This window comes from Sellimonas intestinalis (genome assembly GCF_001280875.1).
Taxonomy (GTDB): domain Bacteria; phylum Bacillota; class Clostridia; order Lachnospirales; family Lachnospiraceae; genus Sellimonas; species Sellimonas intestinalis.
The window spans coordinates 1-17,408 of the sequence record NZ_LGAJ01000006.1 but is presented as its reverse complement, the minus strand read 5'-3'; the positions used below and the strand labels follow the sequence as shown (position 1 = coordinate 17,408).

The following is a 17,408-nucleotide window of genomic DNA, read 5'->3' as shown; positions in this document are numbered from 1 at the left end:
GATTCGTCTCCTATTTTCCTTTTTGTTTTATAATTAATTTTCTCAATTCTATTTTTAGTTTTTGTATACTGTACGCTAATATACAGCCTGAAATCACAACCGTAATCCATAGCATCACTTCATTAATATCTCCCATTAATTTTTTATACACATTAATGAAGCCATATTGTGAACAATATATAATTAAACTAGCGCTTTTCAAAAAATTAGTCATCCAGTTCTCTTTTATAACAGAAATATTTAAAACTATTCCTAGCAACGTTCCAATTACTAAAGGCAATGAAAAATACATACTGCAGTCTTCCCCTTTTGGAACATGAAGTATTACGCAAGTAACTTCTACAACAAATATAATATATGTTATTATACAAAGTAAGACTCCATTTATTTTCTGTTTCTTATATGCGATATTGATCCAAGCTCCAACAGCTAAAAAAATTGGTGTAAAAAACACACCATTTCTACTTGTCAGAAAGAAATCATAAAAGAACTCAAAAGAATCTAAACCAGTAATAGTCCGGTAGCCATTCAAGAGCGTACCCAAAATATAAAATAAACTTGCCCCTATTGTATATTGAGTTAGATGCGAAACCCCATATAAAACGAATGGAATCAGACCTATTATTCAAGCGACCAGATACCACATATATGCAGGAGCCATAAAAACCAGTTCTCTCACATATGCTAAAATACCAACTAATACGTTACTGTCATGATTAATACAAGAAGAATGGAAAGTAATAGGAAAATAAATTAAAGTCCATATTGAAAATATGCGAAGTAATTTTATTTCCTGTCTTTTTAAATACTCCCGCGGAGAGCCAGCTTTTACTTTCTGATATGCAAAAATCCCGAGACCGCAAAAAAGAACGGAACCCCTATTCGTCCAACATATTGCCCTATTATATATACTATGCTTTTCTGATCATTCCCAGATATATGCAAACATACAATCAAAATAGCAAACACAAATTCCAGTACATCTATTTGTGCATATCTATTACTTTTTTGATTCATCCTAAACTTTCCTCAATTCTTTTTATTTGTTGCCAACTTAACTGCCACTGCTATTTCCTGTATATCCGAATGTGACAAATATGGATGTATTGGTAATGATAAAACAGTATCGCACAGCTTTTCTGTATTTGGACATTCAACGTACATTTTATTACCCGAAAACGCCACCTGCTGATGCATTGGTTTTGGATAATAAACCATTGTTGGAATGCCTTTTTCTTTCAAAGCTTCCTGCACTTGATCCCGCTCATTTTTTGATGAAAGTTGTAATGTATATTGAGCCCAGCTTGAGTAGAACCCTTCTCTAACAACAGGAATCTTTACAACTCCCATTAACTCTTTTCTATAAGTATCCGCAACTCTATTTACTTCTTCTAATTCATACTCTCTAAATGCCCTAAATTTCACTTTTAAAATCGCAGCCTGTAAAGTGTCTAGTCGTGAATTCCACCCTATTCGCACGTTATCATATTTAAAACTGCCTTTTCCATGTACCCGGATGGACTTTAATAATTCTGCTATGTTATCATCATTTGTAAATATAGCTCCTCCATCGCCATAGCACCCCAAAGGCTTAGCCGGGAAAAAAGACGTAGTTGCTGCATCTCCAAAGCTGCCCACTTTTCTTTCTCCTATTTTTCCTCCAAATCCTTGGGCTCCATCTTCCAATAATAGCAATTTATATTTTTTTGCTATTTCTTCTAATTTTATATAGTTTGCCGGCAATCCAAATAAATCTACTGCGATTATAGCTCGTGGTGTAAGCTTCCCTTCATTCAAAACATTAATGATAGCATTTTCTAGTGATGTTACATCGGCATTAAAAGTGTCCATACACACATCATAAAAAACTGGAGTAGCCCCTTCAAAAGAAACTACTTCTCCTGATGCAAAAAAAGTGAAATCTGGTACAAATACCGCATCCCCTTTTCCTATATTCCAAGCCATCATCATCATCGACAAAGCATCTGTTCCGTTTCCACATGTAATACAATGTTTAACCCCTACATACCGTGCCAATTCTTCTTCTAATTCTCCGACCTGCCGTCCACTAATAAAATTAGCATTTTCTAAAACTTCTGCAATAGCTGCATCTATCTCGGGCTTCAGATGCTGATACTGGGTTTTTAAATCTCTAAATTGCATTTATCTGCCTCTTTTCTTTCATAATTCCATCTTCTATTTTGTACTCTCTTCCGCAAGATGGGCATACATAGTTATCTTGTAGTTTCATTCCACATTCACATGCCCAACCAATTTGCTTTGCTGGTACTCCTGCCATCAAGGCATAATCAGGAACATCTTTAGTAACTACTGCTCCTGCGGCAATCATTGCCCATCTTCCTATGCTATGTCCACAAACAATAGTCGCATTCGCTCCTATAGTTGCTCCTTGTTTCAATATAGTTTTTTTATATCTTGCAGATCCTTTTGGGTATTTCGCTCTTGGTGTCAAATCATTTGTAAAAACCATCGATGGTCCGCAAAAAACACAATCTTCCAATTCTACACCTTCATAAATCGATACATTATTTTGTATCTTTACACCATTACCAATTTTTACATTATTTGATATATTAACATTCTGTCCCAGCGAACAGTTTTTTCCTATTACAGCCCCTTCTTGAATATGCGAAAAATGCCAAATTTTTGTTCCATCTCCAATTTTAACATTTTTATCAATATAACTACTTTCATGAACAAAAAAATTACCCATTTAAAATTCTCCCATCATATCAACACTTGCAAATTTTGTTAATGGAAGTTGAACTGCCTTTCCTTCTTTTTGGCTTTGATAAATAGCAAGCACTAACTCTAAAGCATTCTTCCCAGCATTGGCATCTACATATGGTTTTCTATCGGTTTTAATCGCATCAATTACATCTGCATAAAGGCTGGTATGACCATTGCCGTACACATTATTAGTTACTTCTTCCAATCCTTTTTTATTCTGATCTGCATCTGTTTCATCAGAAAAATCCCACACATCGATGTTATTAGTAGATTTTCCACCTAACTTTACTGTGCCTTTTTCGCCAAATACGTATAAAGTTTCTTCAAGATTCTTCGGATAAACATTTGTTGTACCTTCGATTGTTGCAATTGCACCATTTCTAAATTTTACAACTGCCATTCCCAAATCTTCAGCTTCCAGATAGCAATGAAATTGTTGTCTTGTCACTCCATAAACCTCTTCAATTTCATCCCCCATCATCCAACGCAACAAATCAATACCATGAATACACTGATTCATCAGTGCTCCACCATCCTGTGCCCAAGTTCCTCTCCATGGTGCCTGAGTATAGTAATCTTTATTTCTATTCCATCTTACATGAATGGAGCCATGGGAAAGTTTCCCAAATCTTCCTGATTCGAGCGCTTTTCGCATTTCTTGCACCGCAATATTAAAACGATTTTGATGACATGCTGATACTTTTACTCCTTTTGCCTCTGACAACTGAATAATTTTATCTGCATCTTCTATACTCATAGCCATTGGTTTTTCGATAATTACATTAATATTATGCTCAATGCAATACAAAGCAATCTCAGCGTGTATACCGCTCTCTGTAGCAATGCCGACAAGTTCTAATTCATTTTCTTCTATCATTTTCTTATAATCGGTATACCTTTTAATCGAAGTAGTTTTGTTTAAGTCATGCTTTTCTAATAATAGTTCCATGTGCTCCGGTATCACATCACACACAGCCACCAATTCTAAATTATTATTAATAACCGCTTTAATATGATTGGTTGCAATTCTTCCACATCCAATTAATGCATATTTCATATCTCATTTCCTCCAAATAAAAAAAGCCCTAAAGGACTTCAATATTTTCTCTATTTTCTATTGCTTTCATTACATTTTTTGTATCAAATATTGCTAATGCATTTTTTTGAATCATATCATAATCGACATTACTATGAGCTGCTGTAATCATTATAAGATCATAAGATGCAATGATTTCTGGATTAATTTCCTTTATTCCCTGATTTTTTTCTCCTTTATACTTATATTCAGCAATCCATGGGTCATAAAAATCAGCATCTGCTTCTTCTCTTTTTAAAATTTCGATAACGCGAAGAGCTGGACTCTCTCTATAGTCATCAATATCCTGTTTGTAAGCCACTCCTAAAACAAGTATCTTAGCGCCTTTCATAGGCTTCATTTGTCTATTCAAAATTTTACTTGCACGTTCTACACAATATTCCGGCATTTGATCATTAATCATCATAGAACTTTCAATCATGGACGTATGGAACCCATACTCTCTAGCTTTCCAAGATAGATAATATGGATCTAATGGAATGCAATGTCCACCAAGTCCTGGTCCTGGATAAAACGCTTGAAATCCATATGGTTTTGTTTTTGCAGCATCTACAACTTCCCACATACTGATCCCCAGTTTTTGACAAAGCATTGTAAGTTCATTAACCAAACCGATATTTACATTTCTATATGTATTTTCGAGAATTTTCTCCATTTCTGCAACTGCTGGTGAGGATACTTCATACACTTCTCCCTCTAATACAGCTCTATACATTGCTGCAATCACTTCAGTTGCATCTTTTCCAATTGCTCCCACTACTTTCGGAGTATTCTTTGTCTTGTAAATTAAATTACCTGGATCTACCCGCTCAGGTGAGAAGCCTAAATAAAAATCTTCTCCACATTTCAACCCTGATCCTTCTTCCAAAATCGGTTTGATCAATTCTTCCGTCGTCCCGGGATATGTCGTTGATTCCAATACGACCATAGTACCTTTAGTCAAATATTTTGAAATTGCTTCTGTAGATGAACAAACGTAACTAATATCTGGCTGTTGATGTGCATCCAATGGTGTTGGCACACAAATTGCGATAAAATCTACATCTTTAACAAAACTAAAATCCGTAGTGGCTGTTAACATTCCACTACGGACCAAGTCTGCTAAATCACTATCTACTACATCTCCAATGTAATTATGACCTTCATTTACTAATTTTACCTTTTCTTCCTGCACATCAAAACCTATTGTTTTAAATCCTGCCTTTGCTTTCTCTACCGCAAGCGGTAAGCCTACATATCCCAAGCCAACAACTCCTACTTTGATTTCTTTGGAACTAATTTTTTTCAGTAATCCTTCCTTCATTTTTTTTTCGACATTGCCTTTTACAATGTCTCCCCCTTTCCAATTTAATAAAATTAATATAAATATTATTTATTTCACTACTAAACTATTTACCCATTCAAAATCTTCCAAAAGTCCTCTTTGACCTGTTTTTTAGCATTAAATAACTCTTCAGATTTTTTTGCCAGCACCTTACGCTTTTTTTCATCAGATAAAATAACATTTAATATTTTCCCCATATACTTTGGATCATTTATACAACAAGCCGTATCTTTTAAAAATTGCATAGAAGCAATATTTTCTGGACCAATAGCCAAAATTGGCTTTCCTAAAGATAGATATTCATATATTTTTGTAGAAATTGAAAATCTTGTATCATAAATGTTTTTCTTATCAAAAGCCTCTACATGAACAAGTATATCCGCTTCATTTAACTTAACTTCCAAATCTTTTTTTGCTAATTTCCCACCATATTTATTTTCTCCCAGACAAAGTTTTTCTCTTAAATTTTCTGTAATGTTCGAGTTAGTATAAGTTTCCAGTCTAACTTTTCTGTTATTTTCTAAATTGAATTGATATATAATCTTACTAAGTTCTACTAATACCTTATCCCGATTATACTCTAAGTTTCCCGCATAAACTAATACTAGATCACTATGTTTGGATGGAACATGTACCTTTGTGATCTTTTCCATATTCATAATCACATAACTCTTTTTTTGAAAAATTTTTTGATATTCAGCACACATAACCTCTGAAATTGTAAAAAAATAGTTAGCTTCTTTTAAAATTCTTTTGATATTCTTTTTTATAAGGCTCCTTTTAAATTGCCAAAAAATATCAATATTTTTACGTGGCATAATATAATCATCCGTTATAAATACTGCCAAAGATGAATGATATCTTTTTTTTATCAATCTTGTTAAATAATATGTAAATAAAGTATCACCACAAGTCGAAAAAATAACCTCGGGCTTATACTTATCCAACCAACGGAAAAGTTCCTTTTTATTCCAAGGCAATTTCCATACCACTTCCCGCATTAAACGTATTAATGGCCATGTTTTCCATTTAGTTTCTTTACTTTCTTGATATATTAACTTTGAAACACGATTTGAAATTTTTTTTCCACACTTCTTATCCCTTCCAAAAACATTATATAAAATGTCTTTTTCGGTAATACGGAAAAAATTATCAAATTTTTTACATAGCGGTTCTCCATCATGTAAATATAACTGAGCAATTTTCTCTTTCGGATAACCCGAAAAAAAAGACAATAATGTTTTTCCATTATTACTGCATTCATCAAATGGATTTTGACTAATGACCAAGATTCTTTTACAATCCATGTAAAGATATCATCCTCTCTTCTTTATTTTCTTATAGAAAGATTTGCATAAATTTTCATAGTAAATAAAATTTTTATTTTTTTTATAAATGCCGATGTAAATCACATTAAATCCAAAAACACATATTAAAAGTCTTTCTAAAAAGCTAATAATTCCATTGCCAGGTATCTGTCTGCATACAAACCATAAAATCGTTCCAACAATAATCATTAAAACAAAATATATCGCAAATTGTTTAAAATATTCTTTAATTTTTGATTCAAACTTTTCTTTATATATGATATATGGCTCGTACCAAAAATTAGTCAAAAAATTACTTATGGTAGTTCCTAAGAGAATCCCAATTATTCCTAATCTTAGAGGGAGAACAAATAAAAGCGACACTCCTAAATTAATACCTGCCTCTGCAATACACTTTATTTTTATATTCCAATATAACCCATATGTATCAATGTAAGCTAATTGAGTATTTCTTATGTACCTCATATACAAATTAAATGCAATTAAAAAAACAATTCCCTCATTTAATAAAAACTTTTTACCTATCCATATTTCTATGAATGGATTTATCAATATAAAAAAACATACTGAACAAAATGCAATTAACCAGTAATTAGCAAACCATAACCTCTCAAATGTTTCTTTTGATTCTTCTTTGGTTTTCACTGCAACAAAATTCCCCAAACTTCCCGTAATTGCCTCGAAAATCTTTGTTATAACAGTTCGTACTAAATTTACAAAAAGTAAATAATTTGAGTAGTATCCTAATATTACTGTGCTAACAAATTTTGAAATCATAATATTTGATGTAGAGGTAACCACAACTGAGCTGATTTTACTTAGAAACATTGCGAAAACATTTTTTTTCAACTCAGCACTAGTATTAGCATCTACTTTAGCATTGCTAAAATCCTTTAAAAATTTATATTTTTTATCTACATATAATGAAATAGCTATATTATTTCCTAGAGTACACACTACCTGTATGATTAAATATAAAATAAAATTTCTATAAATAATAAGGCCTATTATTTGCAACACATTCTGTAACACACTAATTACAATTTGTATAACAGATGCAATATATACTTCTTGTTCAACAATTAAAATACTTTTTTTGTATGAAAAAAAATATGTGACTGTTGTATTTAATAAATATAAAATGTAAATAATATTTAATTCTCTGATTTGTGGCAAATCAGATATAAGAAGATGTAAAAATGGTGTACACGCTAAACCTATACCGGTCATTAATACTCCAACTATATGATAGATCTTTTTATATAAATTCAACAACGCAGCAACTTTATAATAATTTTTTTCTGCTGCAGGTTTATACATGGAATATAAAATAGCCATTCCAAATCCCAAATCAGATAACGATAGTAATGTGAGAATATTACTAAATAATCCATTGAGGCCTAGAAATTCGTTACCTAAAAAATAAATAAAAAATGATCTATTTACGAAAAGCAACAAATTTGTAACTATTTGTTCCATCATAGATACTGATACATTTTTTATTGAGCTAAATATCCTCGATTTTTTCATGTACTAATTCCTTTATGTCCTTATAAAAATTATAATAATTGCATTTTGAATTAAAGTTTTCTTCCCAAAATTTTCTAGTGCTATGCCGAATCTTATTTTTTTCATTTTTATTTAGTTGATAGTAAGCCATAAGAGCATCTGGCAATTCCTTCTCCACCTTGTCTTTATCTACTAACCATCCTGTAATATTATTTATAACTATTTCATTCGTCCCACCAACATTTGTGGCTATAATCGGAATACCAAATGATATAGCTTCCATTATAGATACAGGTACTCCCTCATTAGTACTAACATTAATAAAGATATCTATAGGATTATTACGATAGAAATCCATTATTTTTTCATTATCTTGAAATCCCCACAAATTACATTTTAAGTTACTATTTTTACATTTTTTAACTTTATCTTCTAGCTCGTTATAAAGGTCTCCAGCTCCAAAATGATTCCATTCAATTTCTATGTTTTCTATTCTTGCTAAACATTCTAATATTAAACTTACTCTTTTGACTTCTATAACATTAGAGCATGATACTAAAATTAATTTTGAAGCTCTATTTTCTAGATTAATTCCATAATCTTGAGTCCCTAATCTGCTCACTCCACTTATTATTTTTTTTGAAAAATTATAAGTGTTTTTTATGTAATTATCTCCAGAATTAGATATCAGATAAATTTTATCTAACTTTGTATATATTTCATATCTAAACGGTAAATATTCATATCTATGACGTTCTTCATACAAATCTATTCCATGTGCTCTTGAAATTCCCAAAACCTTTTTATCCTTTTTTAGAAGCACTATTGCTAATGCCGTTGTTGAAGCCCAATATGAGTAACATACTATTTGGCTTTCTGTACAATTCTCCTGTTCTATAATAAGTTCTATTTGTCTTTTTTTGATATTAGCAAAGACCCAAAACACTATTGCTCTTTTAATAGTATTTAAGTGAATGTTTTTTGAATAGACTAAACTCCTTATCTCTTTTAGCAATGGTCTGCAATGTATGCAATTAAACAAAATAGCTAACCAATCTTTTTGTTTTAAACTAGGTGTTAAAACCACATTTTTATATTCAGTCTCCTTTTTTTTTCCTTTATATTCAAGTGGACATATACTTATTTCCTTTTGGCTAAACACTATTGACTCTAACTCGTCTTTAATAAATGTCTCCCCTCTTCCAAACGGAAAATTATTAGCCAGCAAATAAATTTTCATCGATTATCTCCTCTAAATTTATATCGCTTACTGTACAGCTCTATAAAAATCCAAAAAATAAATATATACAACAAATTTGTTATGGTAAATGTGTTACAAATAAACCCAAACACAGCATCGCGGGGTGCCAATAAAAGATTACTTTGCATAATAAACATAAAGCATAACAAATAAACATTTTGACTATTACTATTTGAAAATTTAAACAGTAACATTCCTATTAAAATACTAAAAAATATAATTCCAATATAACCAAAATCTTTATAGGCTTCTGCTATATAACAAGAACCAAGTCCACCACCTCTAAAATATACATTAGAGTTCACTAAATACGTTATAGTCTGTCCAAATGAATTACCTTGCAATGCCATATCAACCGTTTGATTAGCAAGAGGTTCAATTCCTAATAATTTCCCAAATATTGACTGATTCCTGATTAAAGCCATCCAGAGCATTCCGAATGTATATCCATTATCAGGTATAATGTCATCTAACACTTTTCCATAAGATATTATATTTACACTTGATTCTTCAAATGCTTTTCTAACATTTTGCACAATCGAATAATCTGCCGATAAATTCAATCTTATATAAGTAAATTGTTGTGCAATTGCAATAATAAAAGGACTTAGGATTACACCATAAAGTATCCATCTTTTTTTTATCCAAATTTTCCCATCTTTTTCATCTTTATTACGATAAAACAAATAAATTATTGTCATGACTAACGGTAAGATAAAAGAACTTCGTTTCCCGCTTCTAAGTGATATTAATGCAATTAGAATATTTATACCCAAAACGAAAAATGTCTTTTTTTTAGACGGTTTTGTACAAAGAAATAACCAAAAAAATAAATTATAACCTTGTGCAATTCTTTGTATAAAGCCAGGAATACTACTGGAATACCCTAAGTAGCTTTCAACATATCCTATTTTATTTATAATTCTACTTCTTTCTATTTCTACTACTATCTTAGGTATAACTGTAATCACCAAACACAACATACTTGTTGTTTCAATTAGTTTCATTTTTTCTAAACTGATGATACTAGAAGTTATATTTTTCTTTTTCACCAAAAGATCCTGTATTTGATATCCCAAATACAAGGCAATCTGACTTATATATAAACAAAAAATAGTATGAAAAATTATTTTACTACTAAATAAATTTTCTAATCCAGTATTTTTATCCACAAAAAAATTCATAAATACTGAACCACTCAAAAAAAGTATTGTAAATACCTCAAAAAAGAAAAGTCCGATATTCTTCTCTAAACTTTGAAAAGTTTTACATAATATAGTAATTGTAACTATTCCCAAATCAATTACTAATATGGAAGTGGAGTTATTAATCAGCGAAAAAATACAGATTATAACTGATATGCAAATTACTATGTTATATATAGACACAATTTTTCTATTCATTATTTAGCTCCATAAATTTTAAAATTTTATTTGTATACTCTTCCACATTTGATATGTAAATTCGACGTCCCTCTTTTTTCTTTTCGGCTTTTTTTAAAGCTTCAACGAAAGATTCTACATTTCTTGGCTCGTAGAAATAAATATTCTCTTTACATTTTTCTATATTGGGTAAACGCTCTATATCTTGTTCATTCCCTGGAATAATCACATCATTTCCTGAATATAATCCTTCATAAATCGTACGCCCAACGCAAAAGAACTTTTCTCCACGAATAACCGCATTTGAAATCGCATATATTTTATTAATATCTTCTATTTCTCCTAAAAAGATAATATTATTATATTTTTCCGCCTTTTTTATGCATTTTTGAGCATATTGTCCTTTTTTCTTCCCAGCAATTAATAAGTAGGCATCTATATCGGCCTTTACAAAACCATCTATAACAAACTCTACTCCTTTCTGCTCATAAATCATGCCAATTATGGAATATATTTTTTTATTTTCTTTTAGCTCTAAGTTCTTTTTAATTTTATCTTTTTGAATAAATTTGACATTTCTCATATCAAACGGATTATTTAATACTATTTCATTTTTTAAATTGTAATTTTTAAACACCTCATATGTTGCATGGTCTATATATATTATCCCTTTTGCATCTCTTAAAGATTTAAGTACTTCTTTAAAAAGTCTGTTACTTCCTTCGAACACCTCTCTTATATGTATATAGTAATTACCTTTTGAGGAAATCAAAGGCCACAAGACTAAGGAATTCAAATATACCTTATCGTATTTTTTCATGAGGTTTTTCACTTTTTTTCTATTCATTCTCCACAAAATATTATTCATTTTTTGATATAAAAACCCCAACTTAGAAACGTGCATTCTCCCAGAATAGCACCGACTAAAAGGAAGCCACATGGTATAAATTTCTTTCACATTGTTCCCGAAGCCTTGCCTAATCACTTCCTCTTTAACACTGCGCGGAAAAGCTTTGGGACGTAAGACATCTATTTCTATATTTGTATTTGTCACCCAATTGACTAAACTTTTTCCTGCTCCATACAGCAAATTGTTGGCGTGCATTATAACTAAAATTTTCATAATTTCCTCACATTTTAATTTTATTATTTATAATCTTATACGCCGTTTCAACAGTATAATGCTTCATTAAAAAGTTATAGCTTGCTTCTTTAAAAGAGCCTAATCCATTTTTATTACTTGCTATTTTTTCTATTAACCTATTGACATTATGAATATCATTGCTTTCGCACCACCATCCAAATTCTCCATCAACAATAACCTTTCCTACATCTGTGTTAGGATCTGTAACTGCTAGTACTGGAAGTTTCACCTGCATATAATTAAGCAAACGGCTCGGAAAATTAGGAATTGTAAATCTATGATCTAGAAAAATCATTCCTACATCACAGGATGCAATCATTTGATCATATTCTTCCTTGGGCAGTTCCTTCATTAATTTCATATTTTGGGGTCGATATTTATTAAAAAATTTTTCAAGCAGATTATATTCTGTTCCCTCTCCTACAATTAATATAAAAATCTCTTTATTATCAATTAACTGTTTTAGACATTTAATTAAAAAAGGAATCCCCTGTGGTTTTCCAAGATTTCCACCATAAACAAACACTATTTTATTTTGCGGAATTTCATATTTTTTTCTCATCCTTTTTTTTTCGTTTTCGTCAATACTCATATCCAGCACTTCAATACAATTAGGACAAACCTCTACCCTTTGTAGAGAAATTTCATGATTGTGCTTTAATATGTAATTTTTATTGGCTTCTGACATACAGCCTATATAATCAGAAATAGCATATAGCTTTTTCTCTTTGATACGGAAATATCGATATATAAGTTTTTTATATCCACTCTTTTTTAACATTCCCAAATCAACTGCATTCTGTGGAAATATATCCTTTAAAAGCAAATATGTCTGAGCTTGATCACGCTTTTTCACATATTCAACAGCCTTTTGTAAAGTAATTGGCGGAGTCGAATATAAAACTAAGTTGAATTTAACATTTGCGAAATACTTTTTTATAGCATGAATAAATATGTACTCTAATGTAATAGTAGAAATTCCTTTTTCAATGAGATTTGTTTTTTGAATATTTCCGATTTTTACTTTTAAAATCGTTGCATTTTTTTCTTTTAAGACCTGTGTTCTTTTCCCTGTTCGCCTCTCCGCAGGTGAAATCACATATATATGATGCTTTTCTCTAGCAAATTTGCGTAAGAGATCCGTGTATATTCCACTTTGATTCAATGTATCAAAATCAAGTAATGTCAGAAAAAGAATGTTCATCGTATTATCCTTTCAAAAATGATTATAATAAGTATTACTCTCCTAGTTTCTGTATTACTGCTCCGTCATACATCAACATAGCAATATTATCATCATAATTATTGAAACATGGTTCATTTTCTTTCCCTTTAACGTTATTTTCAATTAAGCGGACAAAATCAACTCCTGCTCCATATGCATGTAGATATGCCCCACCAAACCTCGGATTAATTTCAGATAAATAATACCTGCCATTGCGGTACCATAAATCCATATCAATAGGTCCATTAAATTTAAACACTTTAAGAGCCTTTTTTACAAACTCAACCAACTTGTCATCTTTAAAGGAAATTGTCTTATTAGCTCCTCCTATCTTTGTTTCCAGTTTTTTCTTGCTAAATAACGCTACAGGTTCATGCGAGATTGTATCAATATAAATGTCAGCATCCAGGTCTATGCTATCCCCCATATATTCTTGAATAATCAGTCTTGGGTCTTCCACCATCGCTTCCTTCAACTCAGACAAATTTGTAATTTTTCTAGCCCCTACAGATCCGCTGCCTTCCCTTGGTTTTACAAAAACAGGAAATTTAATCTTATTCTCATCTAATTCTTTTACAAAAGATTCAATATCGCCATATGTCATTACAGTATCGATTCCATTCTCTTTTAAGTATTTAAACATCTCATACTTATTAAAACAGATTTCTGCTGTTTCTCTAAATGGAGCTAAAACTTCCACACCTCTCTCTCCAAATTCTTTCCTATGTTCCGCTAAGATTTTGATTTCTGGATCAATCAGTGTTGTAATAACATTGATTTTCTCTTTCTCACAAATATCCAAAATAGTTGCTATGTATTTTTCATCATTCACTTCTGGCACAATATAAAATTTATCCGCCATATAAATTGCCGGCGCTGTATTGCTCATATCAGTGGCAATAATTTTTCCGTCCATCCCCATAGTCTGTCTAAAATTTTGTAAAAGCTGACATCTTCTTCCAACGCTGCAAAATAATATATTCATAATATTGTTCTCCTATAATCCCAACTCTAAAATAAGTCATTATATTACTCAATATTAAAGTAATTTCTTTATTTCTCTTCTATAAGTAGTAATAACACCAAATAGCCTTTTTCATAATTTTTTCTTATAATCAGTTCCCATAAACTCTTCCATCGTTTCAGATGTTTCACTGCTAATTCCCTCTTTTCCCAGTACTATCTTCACAGTCCTGGAAAGAATTCTCATGTCTCTTTTAAATGATACATGTTCCGTATACCATACATCCAATTCAAATCGTTTTTCCCAATTAACTGTGTTTCTCCCGTGAATCTGAGCATATCCGGTAATTCCAGGTCGAACATCGTGACGATGTTTTTGCTGCTCATTATAACGGTCTAAGTATTTCACCAAAAGTGGCCTTGGTCCGACAATTGCCATATCACCCTTCAAAATATTGAATAGTTCCGGAAGTTCGTCAAGACTTGTACTCCTTAACCACTTTCCAAATTTTGTAAGACGTACTTCATCCGGTAATAAATTCCCCTTTTCATCTTTTTCGTCAGTCATTGTCCGGAATTTATATAGAGTAAAAATCTTCTCATTTAATCCCGGTCTCTCCTGCTTAAAGATAACCGGGCTTCCCAGCTTTATTTTCACAAGTCCTGCCGTTGCCAGAAGCACCGGGCTTAATACAACAATCCCTCCAAGCGCACACAAAAAATCCAACGGTCTTTTGATGTATGCTTCATAAAATCTTTTTCTTTTCCTCATATCCGGTACCTACTCAAAACATCCTTTGATAATCTCAATAATCTTTTCCTGTTCTTCCGCCGTCATCTTATTATCGCTTGGCAGGCACAGTCCTCTCCGGAAAATATCCATTCCCACATCCAGCGGTTTCCCGTCTTGTCCCAAGGCTCCTCCTGCAATATAGGCGTTTGTCTTTGCCCGTCCGTTTCCTTCTCTTGTGACAAATCCATGCATCCGGTAGATGGGTTGCATATGCATCGGTTTCCAGATCGGGCGCCCTTCTGCGTTATAAGATGCCAGTGTCTCCAAGATCTCGGTCGGACAGCTCTTTCCTGGCTCGCTGATATAAAGGGATTCCTGCTCTCCTCTTACCTGCTTACACATGGCTTCCGGCTCAATCAGCATACAGCTCAACCAGAAGTTCGGCTCGCTGTTCTTCTCATCGTATGGATTCATGCTGACCGGAAGATCTTTGAATCCTTCTTTGTACCGCTCGTAAATCGCTTTTTTCTGGGCGATATGCTCTTCCAGATACGGGAACTGTCCCCGCACCACACCTGCAATGACGTTGCTCATCCGGTAATTGTAGCCAAGCTCTTCATGCTGATACCAAGGAGCATTTTCTCTGGACTGTGTGGACCACTTCCGAACTTTATTAGCTGCTTCCTCATCATCCGTCAGAAGCATCCCCCCGGAAGATCCGGTGATAATCTTGTTTCCATTAAAGGAAATGCAATTGTAAGTTCCAAAGGTTCCTGTCTGCACACCTTTATAGGTCGCCCCTAGGGACTCTGCCGCATCCTCGATGATCGTTGCTCCATGGCGGTCGCAGATTTCCCGGATTTCATCGATTTTTCCCGGTGTGCCGTAAAGATGTGCCACTACGAATACTTTGACTTCCGGATACAGCTCAAATGCTTTCTCCAGTGCTGCCGGGTCCATGTTCCAGGTGTCGTATTCAGTGTCGATAAAAACCGGCACGCCTCCCTCATAGACCACCGGATTGACTGTGGCATCAAAGGTCATATCCGAACAGAATACCCGGTCTCCCGGTTTTACTCCTGCCAGTTTGACCGCCATATGAAGCGCCGCAGTCCCGGCAGAAAGTGCCACCGAATAATTGCACCCGATCTTCTCGCAGGCAAGGCGCTCCGTTTCATTGATATTTTTCCCAACGGTAGACATCCAGTTCGTTTCGTATGCTTCTTTGACATACTCCAGTTCCGGCCCGTGCATTGTCGGGCTGGAAAGCCATATTTTTGTTTTAAATGGTTCTATACACTTCGTCATTCTTTCCCCACTCCTCACTTTTTCTACAAAAATAAGGATCTCCGTTTCCGAAAATCCTCCTCTTCTCTATACTCTTTCTCCTGTTTCTGCTTTTTCCTATTGTGTTTCTTCTATATATAATAGGTCCGATATTGCTTTCTGCAGATCCCTTATTCTTCCCCTTTTAGCCGAACACTCAGAAGAACGGTTCGCTTCTTCCCAAACAGCTCTTTTTCTATGACTACGTACCTCTTCCGTATCCTCTTTCTCACCACATTGCCGATATAACGAGAGAGCGGCGTTCCGGCCCAGACGATATTTCCTTCTTCATCGACTTGGATTTCTGATCGTTTGACAAGATAAACTTCTTTTCCATCTTTCTCCTCGACTGTGATCAGGCTTTCCAGAAATTCCTGTTCATCTTCACGAACCGGAAGAAATTCTTCTTCTCCATCACTTAAAAGTTTGGAAAGCTTCGGTACTTTTTTTAGTTGATAAAATAAAGTTTCCGGAGCCTGTGTCTGCACGAACACATATCCCGGAAACAGCACTTCCTGTTGAATCTTATGTTTTCCTTTTAGCCTCCAGCAGGTCTCCCGCCGGATGAAAAAGCTTTTTTCGCATATCGTCTGTGGCAGCATGGATTTTAGTACGTCTGTTAGTTCTTCTTCTCTTCCAGTCGTCGTCTGTATGACATACCACATGACTTCTCCTCTCCTGGGAAGTATGTCCAAATTTGACATAGCTTCGCCATATCTACAGTGAAAGATTTTTTAAGTCTTTCACCCCAGACTTCAAATTTTCTCTTTGTCCGTTCTCTTCCACAGCCATGGCTTCTTACCACAGATGTTTCTGGAACTTCTTGTCCTGTCCGCACTTCCTGTTTGGAAATACTATTTTAGCTCTTTGATACAATTTCAAGGCCAGCCCAGAGTCCTTTTCTCTGATACTGATCCATCCGGCAGTCCAGATACGCCAGACGTTTATGTCTGTCGATTTTTTGGATCTGACTTTCATGCCCACAAAGCGGCCCTTCGGTCACGCAGGTTTTCCCTTCTCTGATATATCCCCGTGACATGGGTACGTGATGGTCTCTTCCACCCAACTCTTTCAGAAACTGTTCTTCACCAGAATCAATCGGGATGGAATCCTGCGCCTCCTCCAGTACTTTCGACTCTTCTGTTTTCAGAAAGAAATATCCTGACAGAAGAGGCTCGCAGATCAGATGCCAGCTTCCTTCATATCGTTTCATCTTCTCATAGGTAATGATAAAGGCCCTGCAGGCCTTCCCGTCATGTCTTTGATTCCATTCTTCTGCTGTCTGTTGTTCCATTCCTGCTTTACATCTTACTGCGTACCAGATGACGTCCACCACCTACTGCAATTTCGCAGAGTGTAATACTCT

Annotated in this window: 17 protein-coding genes; all 17 read right to left on the bottom strand. The window is 33.6% G+C overall.

The window, feature by feature from the left end:
* Window positions 1-10: 10 nt before the first annotated feature.
* The 17 genes from AOA56_RS07235 to AOA56_RS07155 all read right to left on the bottom strand — a co-directional run bounded on the left by AOA56_RS07235 (window position 11) and on the right by AOA56_RS07155 (window position 17,375).
* Entirely contained in the window at window positions 11-532 is a 522-nt protein-coding gene (locus AOA56_RS07235; RefSeq protein WP_156316914.1) for a hypothetical protein, read from the bottom strand.
* Between the two features lie 296 nt (window positions 533-828).
* Window positions 829-1,017: an acyltransferase family protein gene (locus tag AOA56_RS16800; RefSeq protein WP_053769281.1), complete on the bottom strand. Its 189-nt coding sequence runs from the start codon at window positions 1,015-1,017 to the stop codon at window positions 829-831.
* Window positions 1,018-1,029: 12 nt separating this feature from the next.
* Window positions 1,030-2,163 (bottom strand): DegT/DnrJ/EryC1/StrS family aminotransferase, encoded by a 1,134-nt coding sequence (locus tag AOA56_RS07225; RefSeq protein ID WP_053769280.1) that lies wholly within the window; start codon window positions 2,161-2,163, stop codon window positions 1,030-1,032.
* Entirely contained in the window at window positions 2,153-2,734 is a 582-nt protein-coding gene (locus AOA56_RS07220; protein ID WP_053769279.1) for an acyltransferase, read from the bottom strand. Before AOA56_RS07220 ends, AOA56_RS07225 begins: the two co-directional genes overlap by 11 nt.
* Window positions 2,735-3,808 carry a Gfo/Idh/MocA family protein gene (locus AOA56_RS07215; protein ID WP_053769278.1) on the bottom strand — a complete coding sequence of 358 codons (1,074 nt, stop codon included), beginning with the start codon at window positions 3,806-3,808 and terminating at the stop codon, window positions 2,735-2,737.
* A 28-nt stretch (window positions 3,809-3,836) separates the two neighbouring features.
* Entirely contained in the window at window positions 3,837-5,150 is a 1,314-nt protein-coding gene (locus AOA56_RS07210; RefSeq protein WP_053769277.1) for a nucleotide sugar dehydrogenase, read from the bottom strand.
* A gap of 89 nt (window positions 5,151-5,239) precedes the next feature.
* Window positions 5,240-6,478, bottom strand: a complete 1,239-nt coding sequence (locus AOA56_RS07205) for a glycosyltransferase family protein (protein WP_053769276.1) — start codon at window positions 6,476-6,478, stop codon at window positions 5,240-5,242.
* 9 nt (window positions 6,479-6,487) lie between these two features.
* Complete coding sequence (locus AOA56_RS07200) at window positions 6,488-8,029, bottom strand: lipopolysaccharide biosynthesis protein (RefSeq protein ID WP_053769275.1); 1,542 nt, start codon at window positions 8,027-8,029, stop codon at window positions 6,488-6,490.
* On the bottom strand, window positions 8,007-9,248 hold the full coding sequence (locus AOA56_RS07195; protein WP_053769274.1) for a glycosyltransferase: 1,242 nt from the start codon (window positions 9,246-9,248) through the stop codon (window positions 8,007-8,009). Before AOA56_RS07195 ends, AOA56_RS07200 begins: the two co-directional genes overlap by 23 nt.
* On the bottom strand, window positions 9,245-10,672 hold the full coding sequence (locus AOA56_RS07190) for an O-antigen polysaccharide polymerase Wzy family protein (RefSeq protein ID WP_053769273.1): 1,428 nt from the start codon (window positions 10,670-10,672) through the stop codon (window positions 9,245-9,247). Before AOA56_RS07190 ends, AOA56_RS07195 begins: the two co-directional genes overlap by 4 nt.
* Entirely contained in the window at window positions 10,665-11,774 is a 1,110-nt protein-coding gene (locus tag AOA56_RS07185) for a glycosyltransferase (RefSeq protein ID WP_053769272.1), read from the bottom strand. The genes AOA56_RS07190 and AOA56_RS07185 overlap by 8 nt, the downstream gene beginning before the upstream one ends.
* A 7-nt stretch (window positions 11,775-11,781) precedes the next feature.
* Window positions 11,782-12,999 carry a glycosyltransferase family 4 protein gene (locus AOA56_RS07180; protein ID WP_053769271.1) on the bottom strand — a complete coding sequence of 406 codons (1,218 nt, stop codon included), beginning with the start codon at window positions 12,997-12,999 and terminating at the stop codon, window positions 11,782-11,784.
* A 34-nt stretch (window positions 13,000-13,033) separates the two neighbouring features.
* Window positions 13,034-14,005, bottom strand: a complete 972-nt coding sequence (locus tag AOA56_RS07175; RefSeq protein WP_053769270.1) for an ATP-grasp domain-containing protein — start codon at window positions 14,003-14,005, stop codon at window positions 13,034-13,036.
* Window positions 14,006-14,116: 111 nt separating this feature from the next.
* On the bottom strand, window positions 14,117-14,755 hold the full coding sequence (locus AOA56_RS07170; RefSeq protein WP_053769269.1) for a sugar transferase: 639 nt from the start codon (window positions 14,753-14,755) through the stop codon (window positions 14,117-14,119).
* Between the two features lie 9 nt (window positions 14,756-14,764).
* Window positions 14,765-16,024 carry a DegT/DnrJ/EryC1/StrS family aminotransferase gene (locus tag AOA56_RS07165; RefSeq protein WP_053769268.1) on the bottom strand — a complete coding sequence of 420 codons (1,260 nt, stop codon included), beginning with the start codon at window positions 16,022-16,024 and terminating at the stop codon, window positions 14,765-14,767.
* A 149-nt stretch (window positions 16,025-16,173) separates the two neighbouring features.
* Complete coding sequence (locus tag AOA56_RS07160) at window positions 16,174-16,707, bottom strand: transcription termination/antitermination NusG family protein (RefSeq protein WP_048620881.1); 534 nt, start codon at window positions 16,705-16,707, stop codon at window positions 16,174-16,176.
* A 194-nt stretch (window positions 16,708-16,901) separates the two neighbouring features.
* Window positions 16,902-17,375 carry a transcription termination/antitermination NusG family protein gene (locus tag AOA56_RS07155; RefSeq protein ID WP_330376444.1) on the bottom strand — a complete coding sequence of 158 codons (474 nt, stop codon included), beginning with the start codon at window positions 17,373-17,375 and terminating at the stop codon, window positions 16,902-16,904.
* Between the last annotated feature and the right edge of the window lie 33 nt (window positions 17,376-17,408).